Genomic DNA, 16990 nt, shown 5'->3' with positions numbered 1-16990 from the left:
GTGAGGAACTTCCATGAGCGCTATAATCATTACCGACGCCGCCCATGATTATCTGGCCGATCTGCTCTCGAAGCAGAACACGCCCGGGATCGGCATCCGCGTTTTCATCACCCAGCCGGGCACCCAGTACGCCGAGACCTGTATCGCCTACTGCAAGCCGGGCGAAGAAAAGCCTGACGACACCGCCGTGGGTCTGAAGAGCTTTACTGCCTACATCGACGCCGTCAGCGAGCCGTTTCTCGAAGACGCACTGGTCGACTACGCCACCGACCGCATGGGCGGCCAGCTGACCATCAAAGCGCCGAACGCCAAGGTGCCGATGGTCAACGAAGACAGCCCGATCAACGAGCGCATCAACTACTACCTGCAGACCGAGATCAACCCCGGTCTTGCCAGCCACGGCGGCCAGGTGAGCCTGGTCGATGTGGTCGACGATGGCATCGCCGTGCTGCAGTTCGGTGGCGGTTGCCAGGGTTGCGGTCAGGCGGACGTCACCCTCAAGGACGGCATCGAGCGTACGCTGCTCGAGCGCATCCCGGAGCTCAAGGGTGTGCGTGACGTGACCGACCACACGCAAAAAGAGAACGCCTACTACTGATTGATGCAGGGTTGGCGCCGGTTGAACCGGTGATCGCGGGGCAAGCCCGCTCCCACAGATAGTTCTGTGCCGGAGCGGCTTGCCCCGCGACCGTTTCAACGCCATTTGCACTGATCTCTAGCAACAAAGTGTTACTGTTTCAAGCCCTGCGACAACAGGCCGCAGCCCGTAAATCAAGGGCTGCAGGCCGATCTTCCGGGTGTCGGGTAGCTGGTCTCGGGGTGTCATGCCAGAATGCCCCGGTTTTTCGACCGGCCCTGCTCGAGGGCCGGCACCTTCCCTGTAAAGGATGGTTCCATGACTGATCTACTGACCCGGCGCGCGGTCGTCGCCGGGATGGGCGTACTGGGGCTTGGCCTGCTGGCGGGTTGCAACCCGGCCCGGGGCCTGGACTTCAAGTACGGCAAGAACATGAGCAACGAGATCCTTGGACGCAAGTTCAAGCTCAAGGATCCGCAGGGTAACGAGCGTACCCTGTCGAGCTTCTACGGCTCGATGCCGATGATCTTCTTCGGTTTCACCCAGTGCCCGGCGGTCTGCCCGACCACGCTGGCACGCGCCGCGCAGATCCGCAAACTGCTCAAGGGCCGTGACCGTGACCTGTTCCAGGTGGTGTTCATCACCCTGGACCCGGAGCGTGACACCCCTGAAGTGCTCGACGCCTACGTCAAGGCCTTCGATCCTTCGTTCGTCGCCCTGACCGGCACCCCGGAAGAAATCGACGAGGTGGCCAGGGAGTTCAAGGTGTTCTACGAAAAGGTCCCTGCCGGCGACACCTATACCATTTCCCACTCGTCCACCAGCTACGTCTACGATACGCGTGGCACCCTGCGCCTGAGTCTGGGCCATTCCCTGAATGCCCAGGAATGCGCCGAAGACCTGCGCACCCTGATGGAGATCTGCTGAATGTCGATGCAACCGATCAAGCGCGGCCTGGCCGCTCTCGCCCTGCTGGGCCTGGCCCTGCCGGCCCTGGCCGACACCACCGTAAGCGACGCCTGGGTGCGCGCCAGCGTGCCGCACCAGCAGTCCACCGGCGCCTTCATGACCCTGACCGCCAGCACCGACAGCAAGCTGGTGAACGTGGCTTCGCCGGTGGCCAAGACCGTGCAGGTGCACGAGATGACCATGAATGGCGATGTGATGGGCATGCGTGAAGTGAAGAGCGTGGAGCTGCCGGCCGGCAAGCCGGTGACCCTCGATCCCAATGGTTTGCACGTGATGTTGATGGGCCTGAACGAGCAGGTGAAGGAGGGGCAGCAGGTGCCACTGACCTTGACCATCGAAGATGCCAAGGGCCAGAAGCAGACAATTGAGGTGCAGGCGCCGGTCAAGCCGCTGACCGCCGAGATGGACGCCGGGCACGACCACATGCACATGAAGCACTGAGTACCCACAAGGGCCGCGCAAGCGGCCCTTGTTCTTTCTGCCTGCTGTCGTTCAGCTACGGAATCGCGGCAGCGGCCGGTCGATGGTCAGCGAAGTCAGGGTTTTGCGAACCTGGGCTTCGTCGGCCTCCAGGGCCTTGAGGCTCGCGCGGATCTTGCCGGCCGAGGGCACATCGCCCTGCCGGTCGATCCAGTCGGCGATTTCCTTGCAGGCGCTGCTCAGGCAGGCCTGGCGCTGGTTCATCAGCGTGATGAGGGTGGTGAGCTCTCGTTCTGACATGGCAGGATCCTCCGTTCAGCCTTCTCAGTGTAGCAGCGGCTGGCGGTCTTGCCGGGCGACGGGTCAGTGGTTCAGGCAGGCGAGGCGGTAGACGCCTGGCGTCACGCCGAAGGCCTGCTTGAACTGCCGGCTGAGGTGGCTCTGGTCGGCGAAGCCCAGTGCAAAGGCCACTTCCGAAGCCGGGAGGCCACGGCGCAGGAACTCCCGGGCGCGGGCCAGGCGACGCTGCTTGAGCCAGGCATGGGGCGGCAGCCCGGTGGCCTGGCGAAACACCCGGGCAAAGTGGAAGGGTGACAGGTTGACCGCCGCGGCCAGTGCCTCCAGCGAAGGCGGGTCGGCCAGTTGGCTCTCCAGCAGTTCGCGGGCCCGTGCCACCGCCAGCGGTTCGTGGCCGGGGGCAGCAGGTTCGCTGCAGTGGCCATGACGTTGTACCAGCGCCAGGACCGCCTCGCGCCAGGCGGTTTGCTGCTCCAGCGCGCTCGCGCCGGCCTCCGACAGGCGATGCACGCGGCTGAAGGCCGCCGCCAGGATCGGGTCCTGCACCACGCTCTGCCTGAAGTGCGGCAGGCCTTGGCGGCCCAGTTCCAACTCGTCCAGCACCCCGGTGACACGTTCGTGTTCCGGATAGAACGCACGGTAGCGCCAGCCCGCCTCGTGGGCCTTGGCGCCGGTGTGCAATTCGTCGGGGTTGATCAATACCACGCTGCCGACCGGTGCCAGGTGATCACTGCCCCGGTGCCAGAAACACTGGGCGCCGGACTCGATCACGGTGAACACATAGCCTTCGTGTACATGCGGCGCAAAGCGCTGCTGTACGTAGCGGGCGTGCAGCATCTCGACATCGCCGAGGGCGGGTGCCTGCCACAGGTGGATCTGTTCGCGCAGGGGCGTGCTCATGTCAGCCAGCTGCGCAGGACAAAGAAGATCAGCATGCTCGCCAGCATGCTCAGCAATACGCTGCGGGTCAACAGCACCAGGGCGATGGCCACCAGCGAGCCGAGCAGGTACGGATTGAGCGGATCGAGGTTCAGCTGATGCTCGGGCAGGAAGATGATCGGCCCGCAGATTGCCGTGAGCATTCCCGGCACGGCGAAACCGAGGAACTGGCGCACGTTGGAGCCCAGGCGCAGGGGCAGGCGCGGCTCGAGAAAGACGTAGCGATTGAGGAACACCACCACACCCATGGCGACGATCAGCAGCCAGATCATGCGCGGCTCCCGGCGAATTTCTGACAGACAAAACCCGTGGCCATGCCCAGCAGGCCGGCGGCCACCAGCGCCGTTTCCCAGTGCCAATGGCTGAACAGCACCGAGCAGAACAGCGACACCGCCACGCACACCAGGGTCGGCACGCTGCGTACCAGCGGGGTGATCAACGCGACGAAGGTGGCGACGATCGAGAAGTCCAGGCCGAGCTGGTCCAGGTGCGGGATGTTCTGGCCGAGGATGATGCCGGCCAGTGTGAACAGGTTCCAGGCCACATAGAAGGTCAGGCCCACGCCCAATGCGTACCAACGGTTGAACTGTTGCTGGTCGTGGTGGCTGGTCAGGGCGAAAAGTTCGTCGGTGAGCAGAAAGCCCAGCCCCAGTCGCCAGCGGGTCGGCAGGCCGGACACCACAGGGCGCATCGACAGCCCATAGAGTAGGTGCTGCGACGTCAGCAACAGGGTGGTGAGCAGGATCGACAGCAGCCCAGCGCCGCTCTTGAGCATGCCGATCGCCACCAGTTGCGCAGCTCCAGCAAAAACGATCGCCGACAGCCCTTGGCCTTCCCAGGCGCTGAGGTTGGCTTCGATGGCCATGGAGCCGGCCAGCAGCCCCCAGGGCGCAACGGCGAGCGATAACGGCAGGATGGCGACGGTGCCTTGGGTGAAAGCATGGCGGGCGAGGGACGGACTGCTGGACATGGCGGCTACGGACAGGGGCAGGGATGTCCAGCATGCCAGAGGAAAAAGCTGCCTGGCTTGAACGATCTTGCTGGTTTGCGGGTGCGATGCGCTTCACGACATTTTTTTCACATCCCCTTGCTAGGATCGCCGCCACAAGAAGGAGCGATCGATGATTCAAGTGTTGCGCAAGCGTGGTGTCAGGCTGACCTTGACGGCGACGGTAGGCGTGGTGGCCTGCGCCCTGGGCTTCTTCGCCTGGCAGACGTTCTATCCGGTGCAGGCCTCCGATGGCTGGCACGTGCAGGTGCTGCACCGTGACGTGGCCAAGGCCGCCTCGCTGCTGCCGCTGGCCGATGGCAGCCTGTTGGTCAGCCGCGAGCTGGACGATGGGCTGGGCAGCATTCTCAAGATCACCCCACAGGGCGAGCGGGTGGTGGTGGTCGATGGCCTGTCCAAGCCTGACGGCATGGTCGCGGTCGAGGGCGGCTGGGTGTTCAGCCAGGAGGGCGGACTGGCCCCGGTCAGCGTGTCTCGCGATGGCCGTATCACCGCCTTGTTCAACGGCGAAAGCGTGCAGGGCTTATGGAACGATGGCGATCACCTCTACGCCATCGAGGATCGCAAGGGCGATGGCCGCCTGATGCGCTACGACTGGCAGAGCGGCCAGGTGGAAGTGCTGCGCTCGGCGCTGACTGAAACCGAAGGCCTGACCCGCTGCAGCGGTGGCCAGTTGCTCTATACCGAAAAGGCTGCCGGCAAGATCCGCGCGCTGAACGAAGGGGGTGAAGACCCGGTGGTGGCCGAGGGGCTGCGCAATCCCACCTTCCTGTTCTGCGACCAGCGCGGGCTGTGGATCAGCGAAGACTCCACGCATCGCGCGCGCCTGCTGCGCATCGATGTCGATGGCAAGCGGCATACCGTGTTGTCCTTCCTCAAGGCACCGCAGTCGATCGTGCCCGATGGCAAGGGTGGCTACCTGCTCGCCGAAGGCGGCCGCGATCGCGTTCTGCACCTGTCGCCGCCCGAGCAGGAACTGGATGCGCATGTGGCCAGCCTCGACGGCCAATAGCCCTGGCCCGTTGGGCGGGCAATGCGTTGCGGCAAGCCCTCCCAGGGCCGGCAAGCGTTTCACTTGGGTTGCGCGATCAGCAGCAGCGACTGCGGCACCGGGCTTTGGGGGTGTTGCGGCTCCTGTAGCGTGCACAGGTTGAAGCCTGCCATGTCCAGTGCGGCAAGCCAGCTGGACAGCGTGCGGAAATACCAGGGCATGGGCGCCCAGTTGCCCTCGAAGCCTGCAAAGGACTCGACCCGCCAGCCATCCTGGTAGTTGCCCGCGGCAGCACTCCACGGGTGCAGGGTCTGGATCAATAGTGCGCCGTCGTGTGCCAGCCTTGGCGCCAAGGCGCCGAGCAGCGGGATGATGTCCTGATGCAGCAGGGCGAAGTTGGCACAGATCAGCGAATAGTCCCGACCGATCTCCACCTCGGCGCCAATCAGTTGCGCGTAGCTGGCCAGGTGCACCTGCGCCGAGCCTGCAGCCTTGGCCGACTCGACCAAGGTCCTGTCGCCGTCTACACCCACCGCCTCGATTCCCCGGCTCTCCAGGGCGCGCAGCAGCCAGCCCTCGCCACAGCCGAGGTCGAGCACACGCTCCGGCTGGCGGCCGAGGATCGCCAGCAAGATCGCCTGGTCGGTGACCTGGCGGCGCGAGGCGATGCTGCCGCTGCGCACGGCCTCGATCCAGGCCTTGGCATTGTGCTGCCAGCTGTCCAGTAACCGGGTGGTGGGATTGGGCATTGATTGGCCTGCGTAGCGTGGGCGGTGAACAGCATTCTAGTGCAACCCTGCCGCGATACTTGTGCATCGGCCCATGCCGCCCCCACACTGGCCTCCCTGGACAAGGAGCAGCGCATGGCACTTTCGACGACGGATTTCACCACCCGGTTGCTGATTGACGCGGGCATCGGCCCTGGCATGCGGGTGCTGGATGTCGGCTGTGGAACGGGCGATGTTAGCGTGCTGCTCGCCGAGTTGGTCGGGCGTGACGGGGCGGTGGTCGGGGTCGACCAGTCTCTGGCCGCGCTTGAGCTGGCGCGCCAGCGTTCGCCTGTTTCAGGCCATGCCCCGGTCGAGTTCGTCGCCTGTGACCTGCATCGCTTGCCTGAAGCCCTGGGGCTGTTCGATGCCATCGTCGGTCGGCGGGTGCTGATGTACCAGCCAGACGCCGTCCTGGCTGTGCGCAGGTTGTCCAGGCTGTTGCTGCCTGGTGGCGTGCTGGTGTTCCAGGAACACGACAGCACCCTGACCCCGGCAAGCCTGGCGCCTTTTCCGCTGCATCGCCGTGCCCAGCAGTGGCTGCAGCGCATGCTCGCCCACGAAGGGGCGGACCTGCATATCGGCTTCAACCTGCATCGCATCTTCACCGAAGCCGGACTGCAGGTGCAGAGCCTGCGCGCCGAATGCCTGTTGCAGACCCCGGACAGTCCCTACGGGCTGGCAGCGATCATACGTGCGTGCCTGCCACGAATCCTCGAGCACGGCATCGCCACGGCGCGTCAGGTGGGGATCGAAACGCTACAGGCACGGCTGGATGCCGAGCGCATGCAGTCGCAGGGGATCTATATCGGTGACATGGCCTTCGGGGTCTGGGCGAACAAGCGTTGACGCAGTAGGAGAGGGGGCTTGCCAATCGCTAATGATTCTCGTTAATGTAATGTTATTACGTTATTAAACGCCCTGTCGGAGAATCACCATGCAAGTCTTGTCATCCCTCAAGCACGCCAAGCTGCGCCACCGCGACTGCCAGGTGGTCAAGCGCCGCGGCCGCCTGTATGTCATCTGCAAGTCGAACCCGCGCTTCAAGGCGCGCCAGGGTGGCGTGAAGAAGAAGCGCGGTTGAGCGGCAAGTCTGCTTTCAAGGATGTGAGCAAGACGGTTGCTCCCATCCGCGAATGTGCGGCGGTATACTCGCCGCCCGTTCGACTGTTAATCCGAGTATTTCAATGGGTTTTTCCGCTACCGTCACACCTGAGCCGCGTCGCCTTGGCGCGCCGCTGATTGCCCTGGCCCTGCTGCTGGCAGGCGCCTGGTTCCTCAACCTCAATGCCGGTTTCAAGCAGGTGCTGTTGCTGCTGGTCGGCGCGGCGCTGGGCCTTACCCTCTACCATGCCGCTTTTGGCTTTACCTCGGCCTGGCGGGTGTTCATCAATGAACGCCGTGGCGCAGGCTTGCGCGCGCAGATGGTCATGCTGGCGCTGGCGGTCCTGCTGTTCTTCCCGGCGCTGTCGGCGGGCAGCTTGTTCGGCAACCCGGTCACCGGTCTTGTGGCCCCTGCCGGGGTGTCGGTGGTATTCGGTGCGTTCATCTTCGGTATCGGCATGCAACTGGGCGGTGGTTGTGCCTCGGGCACGCTGTTCACTGTCGGTGGCGGCAATGCGCGGATGCTGGTGACGCTGCTGTTCTTCATCATCGGCTCGGTCACCGCGACCCACCATGCCGACTGGTGGTTCGCCTTGCCCTCGTTCCCGGCCACCTCGATCGTCCAGGCCTGGGGCATGGGGCCTGCGCTGGTGGCCAGCCTCGCACTGTTCGGGGTGATCGCCTGGGTCACCGTGCTGCTGGAGAAGCGTCGCCATGGCGCACTGGAAGCTCCCGTGGGCAGCGAGCACCAAGGCCTGCGCCGTTTCCTGCGCGGGCCTTGGCCGCTGGTGTGGGGCGCAATTGCGCTGGCGCTGCTGAACTACGCCACCCTGGCGCTGGCCGGACGTCCCTGGGGCATCACCTCGGCCTTCGCCCTGTGGGGGGCCAAGACCTTGAGCGGGTTGGGCGTGGATGTGGGCAGCTGGGTGTTCTGGCAGGCGCCGGCCAATGCCAAGGCCTTGGCAGCACCGCTGTGGCAGGACATCACCACGGTGATGGACCTGGGGATCGTGTTGGGTGCCTTGCTCGCTGCCGGCCTGGCTGGACGCTTCGCGCCGAGCCTGAAGATCCCGGCGCGTTCGCTGGTCGCCGCGGTGATCGGTGGCCTGCTGCTGGGGTACGGTTCGCGCCTGGCCTATGGCTGCAACATCGGCGCCTATTTCAGCGGCATCGCCTCGGGCAGCGTGCATGGCTGGTTGTGGTTGGTGGCGGCTTATGCCGGCAACCTGATCGGTGTGCGACTGCGGCCGCTGTTCTTCGCTGGCGAGCGACGCGCAGCGACTCTGACCGGTTGCTGAGGCGCGTTCAGGGCACTGCAGCGTAAGCGATAGGTGCCTGCCAAATGTTGAGAAACTACATGAGGTTTTTCTATAAATGACCTCATGTATGTTTCTTATGCTATTGATATACATGAGATTATTTCGCTGATTATTCCGATCTTGCCGCGGCTCTGAACCTTACAAGCTGATCCTCTGTTTTCGTTGTGATGACAATTCGATAATGATTCTCATACGAGATTCGTTATCATATGAATGCCGGTCAACCGGTATCCAGGACTTTCATCGAATCGAACAAGGAGAAAGGCAGCGATGTTCGCGCCCATCAGCCGTAGCATGACCCTCACCCTGGGTTTGTGCGCCACCGTCATCAGCCCGGCAGGGTTGGCCGAAGAGCGCGAAAAGCGTTCCGAGGAAGGCGTACTGGAGCTCGGCTCCACCGAAATCCTCGCCCAGGGCCTGGGCAGCACCACCGAGCACACCGGCTCCTACACCACCGGCAGCATGAGCGCCGCCACGCGCCTGAACCTGTCGATCAAGGAAACCCCACAATCGGTCTCGGTGCTGACCCGCCAGCAGCTGGACGACTTCCAGCTCGACACCCTGTCCGAAGCGCTGAGCCACGTCACTGGCGTGACCGTCCAGCGCAACGACTCCGAGCGACCGACGTACTATGCGCGCGGCTACTCGATCAACAACTTCCAGATCGATGGAATGCTCAACACCTTCTCGGGGCTCAAGTCCGACTCCGACACCATCATCTACGACCGTATCGAGGTGGTGCGTGGCGCCACCGGCCTGACCACCGGCGCGGGTGATCCCTCCGGCACCATCGCCATGGTGCGCAAACGCCCGACCCATGAGCTGGCGGTGAAGACCGGCATCAGTGCCGGCAGTTTCGACAACTACTACAGCTACCTGGACGTTGGCGGCCCGTTGGGCTGGGACGGGCGCTTGCGTGGGCGCACGGTGCTGGCCTATCGCGACAACAAGTCGTACATGGACCACTACCAGACCCAACGTGAGGTGGCCTACGGCATTCTCGAGGCCGACCTTACCGACAGCACGGTGCTGGCGGTCGGCTACGACTACCAGAACAAGCATGTCCAGGGCTCCAGCTGGGGCACCGTGCCCTACTGGAACGCCGATGGCAGCAAGGCCAACCTGCCGCGCTCGACCAACCTGGCGGCCCCCTGGTCGTCCTGGCCGCTGAAGGACCAGACGGTGTTCGCCACCCTCGATCAGCAACTGGGCAATGATTGGCTGCTCAAGGCGGCCTACACCCACCGCCAGAGCGACAGCGACGGCAAGGTCTACTACGGCGGCAATGGCTTCCCCGAGGCCGACCGCAGTGGCATGAAAGCCTGGAGCAGTCATTTCTCCGGAGAGGAGCAGATGGATGCCGTGGACTTCAACCTTGCCGGCCCCTACCAGCTGCTGGGCCGTACCCACGACTTCATGATCGGCTACGGGGTCTCCGAGCGACGCGACAGCTCGCCGTACTACACCGGCCGCAACGATCCGCAGGGCTACGCGATCATCCCCGACTGGAAATACATGGGCGGGATTCCCAAGTTCTACGATCGCAAGACTGGCCTGGATGAATCGCGCTCGCGCATCGAGCAGAAGGCCGGCTACATCGCTACCCGGCTCAACCCTACCGATCGCCTGCACCTGGTCCTCGGCAGCCGCTACGGCAGCTGGAAGACCACCAGCAAGTCCTGGACATACGATGACAACCTGGCGGTCACCGACATCTCCCGCAGCGAGCAGACCCAGAACGACCAGTGGACGCCCTATGCCGGTGTGCTTTACGACCTCAACGAGCAGTTCACCGCCTATGTCAGCTACACCGACATCTTCAACCCGCAGACCAACAAGGACATCAGCGACAAGTACCTGGACCCGGTCGTGGGCAAGGTCTACGAGCTGGGCCTGAAGGGCAGCCTGTTCGAGGATCGGGCCAACCTCAGCGCCGCGGTGTACCGCAGCAAGCAGGACAACGTTGCGGAGGTCGACGACTCGGTGCCGCCAGGCCCCAACGGCGAGCAGTACTACAAGTCCGGTGGCAAGGGGGCGGTGGTCGAGGGCTTCGAGGCCGAGTTGGCAGGCGAGGTGATGGCGGACTGGCAGATGAGCCTGGGCTACAGCTACACCCACGCGCTGCGCGGCGACAAGACGCGCAAGGACACGGCCCGACCGATGAATCTGGTGCGTTTCTCCAGCACCTACAAGGTGCTGCCAAAACTGACCGTGGGCGGCACCCTCGACTGGCAGAGCCACACCTTCGGTGTCGGCAACCGCCCGGTGGGGCGCAATGGATCGGGTGGCATCATCACCGTCAGGGACCGCATGAGCCAGCGGGCGTTCTCGGTGGTCGGGCTGATGGCCCGCTACCAGGTCGACGAACACCTGTCGGCCTCGGTGAACGTGAAGAACCTGTTCGACGAGCACTACTACAACAACCTGGGGTTCTACAACGGCGTCTATAACGGCGAACCGCGCACCCTGATGGTCAGCCTGGACTGGTCGTTGTAGCGTCTTGCGCCTGGCCTGCGATGCGCACGCACGCGCTCGCAGGCCAGGCTCAGCGCCCCAGCGGCAACGCCACTGCGATCATCGCGAACAGCGCGCCGCAGCAGCGGTTGAAACCCTTGCCGCCCTTGGCCAACCACGGCCTGATGCGACCGGCCAGGCGTGCCAGCAGGTATTCGACCAGGCATTCCACGCAGGCGAACGTCGCCGCCATCACGATGAACTGCAGGGCCAGGCCGCGTTGCGGGTCGATGAACTGTGGCAAAAAGGCGCCATAGAACAGCAGCACTTTCGGGTTGGACAGCGCCGACAGCAAACCCTGGCGGAACAAGCCGGCATTTCCCAGCCGGGTCTGGCCCTGGGCCAGGTCCAGGTGCAGGGGTGGGGCACGCCAGAGCTGGATGCCGAGCCACAGCAGATAGGCGCCGCCGACCCACTTGAGCACTTGCAGCACGGAACCCGACGTCTGCAGCAGTGCGCTCAGTCCGAACATCGCCAGGGCGATCAGGGCGCTGAAACCACACATGCCGCCGAGGATGGTGAACAGCGTTCGCCGCGCGCCGTAGCGGGCGCCATGAGTGAGGGCCAGCAAACTGTTCGGTCCCGGGGTCAGTGACAGGCCGATGCTTGCCAGCAGGTAGATGAACCAGGTGTCGAGTGCCATGAGAACGCCTTGTAGGAGAAGGGGCGGCGGGTCCGCTGCGCGGAAGCGGCCCTGTGAGTGCGGAGTATAGGGCCGCTTGTCTTTATGCATGGGTATGATCTGACAGTTCAACTGTTGGCTTGCCAACACCCTGCGCACACTTTGCCCGCCATCGATCACCGCGTATTTGGCAAATCCCAGCAAAATCAGGGGGTTGAAACCCGGCACAACTCCTGCAAAAGCCCCTGCATGCCCAGTCATCCGCAGGAGCGCCCTTGAACCGACTCTACTTCCCCTTGATCCCGCTCTGTGCCGTGCTGACGCTGGTCGGCTGCGAGCGTGCCGAGCAGGTCACGACCCATAGCGACCAGCCGGTGCGCGGCGGAACCCTGGTCTATGCCACCGACCGCGAGCCCACCTGCCTGGACCCGCATGTGGCGGGTGACATGCCGCAAGTGTTCGTGGCCCAGAAGTATCTGGATTCGCTGGTGTCGATGGACAGCGACGGCCGTATCGGCCCTTGGCTGGCCGAGCGCTGGGAGGCGTCCGCCGATGGCCTGAGCTACACCTTCCACCTGCGCCACGACGTGCATTTCACCGACGGCACGCCGTTCAATGCCCAGGCGGTCAAGGCCAATCTCGACCACATGGCCGACCCCAAGACCCAGTCCAGCACCGCAGGCGGCTATATCCGCCAGTATCGCGGCACCGACATCGTCGACGAATACACCGCCGTGGTGCACCTGGCCACGCCTTACGCCGCCTTCCTCGAAGTGCTCGCCCAAGGCTTTCTCGGTATCCAGTCACCCACCGCGCTCAAGCGCAGCCGTGACGAGAACTGCGAAAGCCCGGTGGGCAGCGGGCCGTTCAAGGTGCTGCGCTGGGACCGGCAGAACCAGGTCGAGCTGGTGCGCAATGCCGACTACAACTGGCCGCCGCCGACCGCCAGGCACCAGGGCCCGGCCTATCTAGAGCGCATCGTGTGGAAGTTCATCCAGGAACCTTCGGTGCGTTTCGCCTCGCTGCAGGCCGGTGAGGTGGACGTCATCGAGAGCGTACCGCCCGAGTCGCACGAGGCGGCGCGCCGCAATCCGGATGTCGAGCTGATCATTGCCCAGCGTCCCGGCAACCCCACCAACGGCACGTTCAACCTGCGCCGGGCGCCCTTCGATGATATCCGTGTGCGCGAAGCTTTCGTGCGCAGCGCCGATATCGAAGGTGCGCTCAAGAGTGTGTACTTCGGCGAGTTTCCGCGAGCCGGCGGCCCGCTCAGCGTGGCCACGCCGTTCTACAGCGGCGAGTTCGAGCGCAGCCAGGACTACGATCCGCAGCGCGCCGCCCGATTGCTCGATGACGCAGGCTGGACCGGGCGTGATGCGCAGGGTTACCGCACACGCAATGGCAAGCGCCTGAGCGCGGTGGTGCTGATCGGCGCGCGTACACCGCCTTCGGAGCTGACCCTCTGGGAGCAGGTGCAGGCCACCACCCGTCAGGCCGGCCTGGAGCTGGTGATCGACCAGATGAGCGACGCCCAGGTCACCGCGCGTCAGGCCGCCTGGGACTACGACATCCGCACCGGCTACTGGAATACCAACACCCCGGATGTGCTGCGCATCATCTTTGGCTCGGCGTTCGTCCAGCCTGCAGGCGTCGGCGGCTACCACCAGAACTCCTCGGGCTTCGCCGATCCGGGCTTCGACGCGCTGCTCGACGACGCCCTCGCCACCCAGGACCCGGAGCGCCGTCGGGCGCTGTACTTCAAGGCTCAGCAACAGGCCGCCAGCCAGTACCTGCAATTGACCACTTACCCGCAGAGCACCCGGCTGGGCCTCTACAAGACTGCCCACGGTGTGCGCCTGGAGCCCTCGCTGGCGGTGACCTACCTCTATGACGCATGGGTGAGCAAATGAGTGAAGCGACGACCCTGACCGATCCCCGCCGCGAGCGCCTGCGTGCGCTCGGACGCCGCGCCGCTATTCGCCTGGGCGGCGGCCTGCTGGTGCTGTGGGCGGTGGCGACCCTGACGTTCTTCGCCCTGCGTCTGATGCCGGGTGACCCGGTGCTGGCGATTCTCGGTGGCACCACCGGCAACCCGACGCCGGAGGCCATCGAGGCAACCCGGCGCGAATACGGCCTGGATAAACCGTTGCCGGTGCAATACGCGCTGTATCTCGGGCGTCTGGTGCAGGGCGACCTGGGCCAGTCCTATTCCCAGCACCAGCCTGTGACCCGCGTGCTGGCGGAACAGGCCGGGGCAACCCTCGAGCTGACGTTCGCCGCACTGGTGCTGGCCTGGTTGCTGGTGCTGCTGTTGACGGTGGTCACGGCTGGCCGTGGCCGGCTCATCGGCGGACTCGCCTCGCTGGCCGAAACCCTCTGCGCCGCCTTGCCGCACTTCTGGCTGGGGGTGGTGCTGCTGGCGGTATTCGCCTTCGGCTTGCGCTGGTTCCCGCCGGCGGGCAGCGACAGCCTCGCAAGCCTCGTGCTGCCGGCATTCTCCCTCGCCATTCCGTTGGCAGGGTTCATCGCCCAGGTGACCCGTGAATCACTCGAGCTGACCCTCGATCAGCCCTTCATTCTCAGCGCCCGCAGCCGTGGCCTGAGCGACCTGGCGGTGCGCTTCCGGCATGCCCTGCGCCACGCCCTGCTGCCGGGCGTGTCGCTGTCGGGCTGGGCCATCGGTGCACTGATCAGCGGGGCGGTGGTGTGCGAAGTGATCTTCTCGCGCAAGGGCGTGGGCCGTCAGTTGTACCAGGCGGTGCAACTGCAGGATTTGCCGCTGGTGATCGGCATCACCCTGGTGGTGGCCGCTGCCTACGTGCTGGCCAACATTCTCGTGGACCTGCTCTATCAATGGATCGACCCACGCCAACAGGAGGCGAGCGCATGAGCGACCTTATTCTGGAACACAGCCAGGCGCCGCTGCGTCGACAACGTCGTTTGCAGTGGCCGCCTCTGGGGGCGAGCCTGGCGATCCTGTTCCTGTTCGCGCTGTTGCTGGCGGCGCTGGCGCCGGGGCTGTTCACTCGCATCGACCCGTTGGCGATCGTGCCTCGTGAGGCGTTCCAGGCACCGAGCTGGACGCACTGGCTGGGCACCGACCAGTCGGGGCGCGACATCTTCGCGCGTATCGTCCACGGCGCGCGTCAGAGCCTGCTGATCGGCGTGGCGGCCACCTTGCTGTCGATGGCCATCGCCGTTAGCCTCGGGCTGCTCGGCGGGTTGGGCGGGGCGCGGGTGGACCGTGGCGTGGGCTGGCTGCTGGAGGTGCTGTTCGCCTTTCCCAGCCTGGTGCTGGCGCTGCTGTTCGTGGCGGTGTTCGGCAGCGGTGTCGGCCCACTGATCATCGCCACTGGTCTGGGTGGGGCACCTGGCTACGCGCGGATGGTTCGCGGCCAGGTGCTGGCGGTGCGCAATTCGGGCTATATCGAAGCGGCGCGGGCGCTGGGGCACCCGACCGCACGCATTGTCCTGCGTCAGTTATTGCCCAATGCCATGCGGCCGTTGGTGGTGACCCTGACCATGGGCGTCGGTCAAGCCATTGTCTGGGCATCTGCCCTGAGTTTCCTGGGGCTTGGTGCCCGACCACCTGCGCCTGAGTGGGGCACCATGCTGTCGATGGGCCGCGATTTCATCGCCAGCGCCTGGTGGCTGACCTTTTTCCCCGGCCTGTTCATCGTGCTCACCACGTTGGCGACCACCGCGGCCGGCCGCTACCTTCAACACCGCCTGGAGGGCCGCCTGCCATGAGCGACAAGACCTTGATCGTCGAGGGCCTGAACGTGACGTTCGAAGGCCGCAGCGTGGTGCGCGAACTGTCCTTCACCCTGGCGCCGGGTCGCTGTGTGGCCCTGGTGGGGGAGTCTGGCTCGGGCAAGAGCGTCAGCGCCCGCAGCCTGGTGGGGTTGGTGGGGGCGCGTGGCGAGGTGACCGCGCGCACCTTGGGCTTTGCCGGTCGCGACCTGCTGGCCCTGAGCGAGCGTCAGTGGCGTGCGGTGCGTGGCAAGGATATCGGCTTCGTGCTGCAGGATGCGCTGGTGTCGCTCGACCCGCTGCGGCCCGTGGGCAAGGAAATCCTCGAGGTGTTGCAGACCCATGGCTATGGAGATCGGGCGCAGCGCGCTGCGCGCGTACTGACGCTGCTCGAACGGGTCGGGGTGCCGGACGTGGCGTTGCGTGCGCGGCAGCGGCCAGGCCAGCTTTCTGGAGGGCTGCGCCAACGGGCGCTGATCGCCAGTGCGCTGGCACTGGATCCGGCGCTGGTGATCGCCGATGAACCCACCACTGCGCTCGATGCCACGGTCCAGGCGCAGATTCTTGAAGTGTTCCAGCAGATCAAGGCGCGGGGTGCATCGTTGCTGATCATCAGTCATGACCTGGCGGTGGTCGCGCAACTGGCCGACGAGGTGGTGGTGCTGCGCCATGGCGAGGTGGTCGAGCAGGGGCCGATGCAGCAGGTGCTGCGCCTGCCTCGGCACCCCTATACCCAGGCGCTGTTGGCCGCGGTGCCGGCGGAGCATCCGCGTGGCAGCCGCCTGTCGCCGGAGCGTTCGGGCGAGCGAGTAGCGCGTAGCGTCGTGCCTGGCGAGGTGCTGCTGCAGGCCCACGGCCTGGGTAAGCGCTACACCGGCCCTGACGGCGTGGTGCGTCAGGTGGTCCAGGGCGTGGACTTCACCCTGCGCGCCGGGCAGACCCTGGGCATCGTCGGTGAGTCCGGTTCGGGCAAGACCACGGTTGCGCGCATCGCCCTCGGACTGCTGCAACCGGACCAGGGCGAGGTGCTGTATCGCGGCCAGCCATGGAACCGCCCGGGCAATACCGTCAGCGAAGCCAGCCGCCGCCCGCTGCGCCAGCAGATCAGTGTGATCTACCAGGATCCGCTGGGTTCGTTCGACCCGCGCTGGACCGTGGCACAGATCCTCGATGACGCCTTGCAGGTGGCGGGCTTCGAGGCTGCGGCGCGCCCGGCGCGCATTCATGTGCTGCTCGAACAGGTGCGCCTGCCGGCCAGCCTGGCCAGCCGCCGCCCGTTGCAGCTCTCCGGCGGCCAGCGCCAGCGTGTGGCGATCGCCCGCGCCATCGCCAGCGAGCCGAAGCTGATCATCTGCGACGAGCCGGTGTCGGCGCTGGACGTGTCGGTACAGGCCCAGGTACTCGACCTGCTGGCCGACCTGCAGGACACCTTGGGCCTGGCCTATCTGTTCATCTCCCACGACCTGGGCGTGATACGCCATGTCAGCGATGACGTGCTGGTGATGCGCCATGGCCAGGTGGTCGAGCACGCGCCGGTCGAACAGTTGTTCGAGCAGCCTGCCCACGAATACACCCGCCGTCTGCTCGGCTCGGTGCCGCGCTTGCCGGGCAGCGGCGCCGAGCTGGTGGTGCCGCCACTGGACCTGGAACACGAAGCTTTCGACCTGTTCGATGAATCACGCCTCTGGAAAATCGCCATTTAAGGATTG

General features: G+C 65.2%; 18 protein-coding genes. 12 read left to right on the top strand and 6 right to left on the bottom strand.

The features are described 5' to 3' along the window. Positions 1–13: 13 nt before the first annotated feature. The 3 genes from nfuA to APH44_RS01070 all read left to right on the top strand — a co-directional run bounded on the left by nfuA (position 14) and on the right by APH44_RS01070 (position 1987). Positions 14–598, top strand: coding sequence for a Fe-S biogenesis protein NfuA (gene nfuA / locus APH44_RS01080; protein ID WP_054890836.1), 585 nt, complete (start codon positions 14–16; stop codon positions 596–598). A 297-nt stretch (positions 599–895) separates the two neighbouring features. After that, positions 896–1504, top strand: coding sequence for an SCO family protein (locus APH44_RS01075; RefSeq protein WP_054890835.1), 609 nt, complete (start codon positions 896–898; stop codon positions 1502–1504). Further along, positions 1505–1987 (top strand): copper chaperone PCu(A)C, encoded by a 483-nt coding sequence (locus APH44_RS01070; protein ID WP_054890834.1) that lies wholly within the window; start codon positions 1505–1507, stop codon positions 1985–1987. A 51-nt stretch (positions 1988–2038) separates the two neighbouring features. Here APH44_RS01070 and APH44_RS01065 read toward each other — a convergent pair whose 3' ends face one another. From APH44_RS01065 to APH44_RS01050, 4 genes are all read right to left on the bottom strand, one after another. After that, on the bottom strand, positions 2039–2266 hold the full coding sequence (locus tag APH44_RS01065; RefSeq protein ID WP_054890833.1) for a hypothetical protein: 228 nt from the start codon (positions 2264–2266) through the stop codon (positions 2039–2041). A gap of 63 nt (positions 2267–2329) precedes the next feature. Continuing rightward, entirely contained in the window at positions 2330–3163 is an 834-nt protein-coding gene (locus APH44_RS01060) for an AraC family transcriptional regulator (RefSeq protein ID WP_054890832.1), read from the bottom strand. Further along, positions 3160–3474 (bottom strand): AzlD domain-containing protein, encoded by a 315-nt coding sequence (locus tag APH44_RS01055; protein WP_054890831.1) that lies wholly within the window; start codon positions 3472–3474, stop codon positions 3160–3162. The genes APH44_RS01060 and APH44_RS01055 overlap by 4 nt, the downstream gene beginning before the upstream one ends. Further along, positions 3471–4172, bottom strand: a complete 702-nt coding sequence (locus APH44_RS01050; protein WP_054890830.1) for an AzlC family ABC transporter permease — start codon at positions 4170–4172, stop codon at positions 3471–3473. The genes APH44_RS01055 and APH44_RS01050 overlap by 4 nt, the downstream gene beginning before the upstream one ends. 151 nt (positions 4173–4323) lie before the next feature. Here APH44_RS01050 and APH44_RS01045 point away from each other — a divergent pair, with 151 nt between their 5' ends. Then, complete coding sequence (locus APH44_RS01045) at positions 4324–5223, top strand: hypothetical protein (protein ID WP_054890829.1); 900 nt, start codon at positions 4324–4326, stop codon at positions 5221–5223. A 59-nt stretch (positions 5224–5282) separates the two neighbouring features. Here the strand turns inward: APH44_RS01045 and APH44_RS01040 are convergent, their stop codons facing one another. Beyond that, positions 5283–5951, bottom strand: a complete 669-nt coding sequence (locus APH44_RS01040; RefSeq protein ID WP_054890828.1) for a bifunctional 2-polyprenyl-6-hydroxyphenol methylase/3-demethylubiquinol 3-O-methyltransferase UbiG — start codon at positions 5949–5951, stop codon at positions 5283–5285. 114 nt (positions 5952–6065) lie between these two features. On the opposite strand from APH44_RS01040, the gene APH44_RS01035 reads away from it, so the two are divergent. The 4 genes from APH44_RS01035 (at position 6066) to APH44_RS01020 (ending at position 10888) form a co-directional block, all read left to right on the top strand. Further along, a complete protein-coding gene (locus tag APH44_RS01035) occupies positions 6066–6818 on the top strand; it encodes a methyltransferase domain-containing protein (RefSeq protein ID WP_054890827.1) in 753 nt (250 codons plus the stop codon). Positions 6819–6906: 88 nt separating this feature from the next. Further along, the gene (gene ykgO, locus APH44_RS01030) at positions 6907–7053 is read left to right on the top strand and encodes a type B 50S ribosomal protein L36 (RefSeq protein ID WP_054890826.1); all 147 of its coding nucleotides are present in this window, start codon (positions 6907–6909) and stop codon (positions 7051–7053) included. Between the two features lie 103 nt (positions 7054–7156). Next, complete coding sequence (locus tag APH44_RS01025; RefSeq protein WP_054890825.1) at positions 7157–8371, top strand: YeeE/YedE family protein; 1215 nt, start codon at positions 7157–7159, stop codon at positions 8369–8371. Between the two features lie 291 nt (positions 8372–8662). Further along, positions 8663–10888 carry a TonB-dependent siderophore receptor gene (locus APH44_RS01020; protein WP_054890824.1) on the top strand — a complete coding sequence of 742 codons (2226 nt, stop codon included), beginning with the start codon at positions 8663–8665 and terminating at the stop codon, positions 10886–10888. Between the two features lie 49 nt (positions 10889–10937). Here APH44_RS01020 and APH44_RS01015 read toward each other — a convergent pair whose 3' ends face one another. After that, positions 10938–11549 (bottom strand): LysE family translocator, encoded by a 612-nt coding sequence (locus tag APH44_RS01015; RefSeq protein WP_054890823.1) that lies wholly within the window; start codon positions 11547–11549, stop codon positions 10938–10940. Between the two features lie 275 nt (positions 11550–11824). Between APH44_RS01015 and APH44_RS01010 the strand changes: the two genes are divergently transcribed. Genes APH44_RS01010 through APH44_RS00995 form a run of 4 tightly spaced genes read left to right on the top strand, consistent with a single transcriptional unit; the run spans position 11825 to position 16984 of the window. Continuing rightward, entirely contained in the window at positions 11825–13438 is a 1614-nt protein-coding gene (locus APH44_RS01010; RefSeq protein ID WP_371105604.1) for an ABC transporter substrate-binding protein, read from the top strand. Next, positions 13435–14418: an ABC transporter permease gene (locus APH44_RS01005; protein ID WP_054890892.1), complete on the top strand. Its 984-nt coding sequence runs from the start codon at positions 13435–13437 to the stop codon at positions 14416–14418. Before APH44_RS01010 ends, APH44_RS01005 begins: the two co-directional genes overlap by 4 nt. Beyond that, positions 14415–15278: an ABC transporter permease gene (locus tag APH44_RS01000; protein ID WP_054890821.1), complete on the top strand. Its 864-nt coding sequence runs from the start codon at positions 14415–14417 to the stop codon at positions 15276–15278. Before APH44_RS01005 ends, APH44_RS01000 begins: the two co-directional genes overlap by 4 nt. Next, positions 15275–16984 carry an ABC transporter ATP-binding protein gene (locus APH44_RS00995; RefSeq protein ID WP_054890820.1) on the top strand — a complete coding sequence of 570 codons (1710 nt, stop codon included), beginning with the start codon at positions 15275–15277 and terminating at the stop codon, positions 16982–16984. The genes APH44_RS01000 and APH44_RS00995 overlap by 4 nt, the downstream gene beginning before the upstream one ends. Positions 16985–16990 lie beyond the last annotated feature (6 nt).

Origin of the sequence: Pseudomonas sp. NBRC 111143, assembly GCF_001320965.1 — a bacterium.
GTDB lineage: Bacteria > Pseudomonadota > Gammaproteobacteria > Pseudomonadales > Pseudomonadaceae > Aquipseudomonas > Aquipseudomonas machongensis.
The sequence above is the reverse complement of the archived record's forward strand: the minus strand, read 5'-3'. Positions and strand labels throughout refer to the sequence as shown.

Bases quoted from the DNA above. Each gene is read 5' to 3' on its own strand.
- APH44_RS01035 (WP_054890827.1), top strand. From the start codon at position 6,066: ATGGCACTTTCGACGACGGATTTCACCACCCGGTTGCTGATTGACGCG.
- APH44_RS01005 (WP_054890892.1), top strand. From the start codon at position 13,435: ATGAGTGAAGCGACGACCCTGACCGATCCCCGCCGCGAGCGCCTGCGT.
- APH44_RS01015 (WP_054890823.1), bottom strand. From the start codon at position 11,549: ATGGCACTCGACACCTGGTTCATCTACCTGCTGGCAAGCATCGGCCTG.
- APH44_RS01060 (WP_054890832.1), bottom strand. From the start codon at position 3,163: ATGAGCACGCCCCTGCGCGAACAGATCCACCTGTGGCAGGCACCCGCC.
- APH44_RS01070 (WP_054890834.1), top strand. From the start codon at position 1,505: ATGTCGATGCAACCGATCAAGCGCGGCCTGGCCGCTCTCGCCCTGCTG.
- nfuA (WP_054890836.1), top strand. From the start codon at position 14: ATGAGCGCTATAATCATTACCGACGCCGCCCATGATTATCTGGCCGAT.
- APH44_RS00995 (WP_054890820.1), top strand. From the start codon at position 15,275: ATGAGCGACAAGACCTTGATCGTCGAGGGCCTGAACGTGACGTTCGAA.
- APH44_RS01075 (WP_054890835.1), top strand. From the start codon at position 896: ATGACTGATCTACTGACCCGGCGCGCGGTCGTCGCCGGGATGGGCGTA.
- ykgO (WP_054890826.1), top strand. From the start codon at position 6,907: ATGCAAGTCTTGTCATCCCTCAAGCACGCCAAGCTGCGCCACCGCGAC.
- APH44_RS01065 (WP_054890833.1), bottom strand. From the start codon at position 2,266: ATGTCAGAACGAGAGCTCACCACCCTCATCACGCTGATGAACCAGCGC.
- APH44_RS01000 (WP_054890821.1), top strand. From the start codon at position 14,415: ATGAGCGACCTTATTCTGGAACACAGCCAGGCGCCGCTGCGTCGACAA.
- APH44_RS01055 (WP_054890831.1), bottom strand. From the start codon at position 3,474: ATGATCTGGCTGCTGATCGTCGCCATGGGTGTGGTGGTGTTCCTCAAT.
- APH44_RS01045 (WP_054890829.1), top strand. From the start codon at position 4,324: ATGATTCAAGTGTTGCGCAAGCGTGGTGTCAGGCTGACCTTGACGGCG.
- APH44_RS01050 (WP_054890830.1), bottom strand. From the start codon at position 4,172: ATGTCCAGCAGTCCGTCCCTCGCCCGCCATGCTTTCACCCAAGGCACC.
- APH44_RS01025 (WP_054890825.1), top strand. From the start codon at position 7,157: ATGGGTTTTTCCGCTACCGTCACACCTGAGCCGCGTCGCCTTGGCGCG.
- APH44_RS01040 (WP_054890828.1), bottom strand. From the start codon at position 5,951: ATGCCCAATCCCACCACCCGGTTACTGGACAGCTGGCAGCACAATGCC.
- APH44_RS01020 (WP_054890824.1), top strand. From the start codon at position 8,663: ATGTTCGCGCCCATCAGCCGTAGCATGACCCTCACCCTGGGTTTGTGC.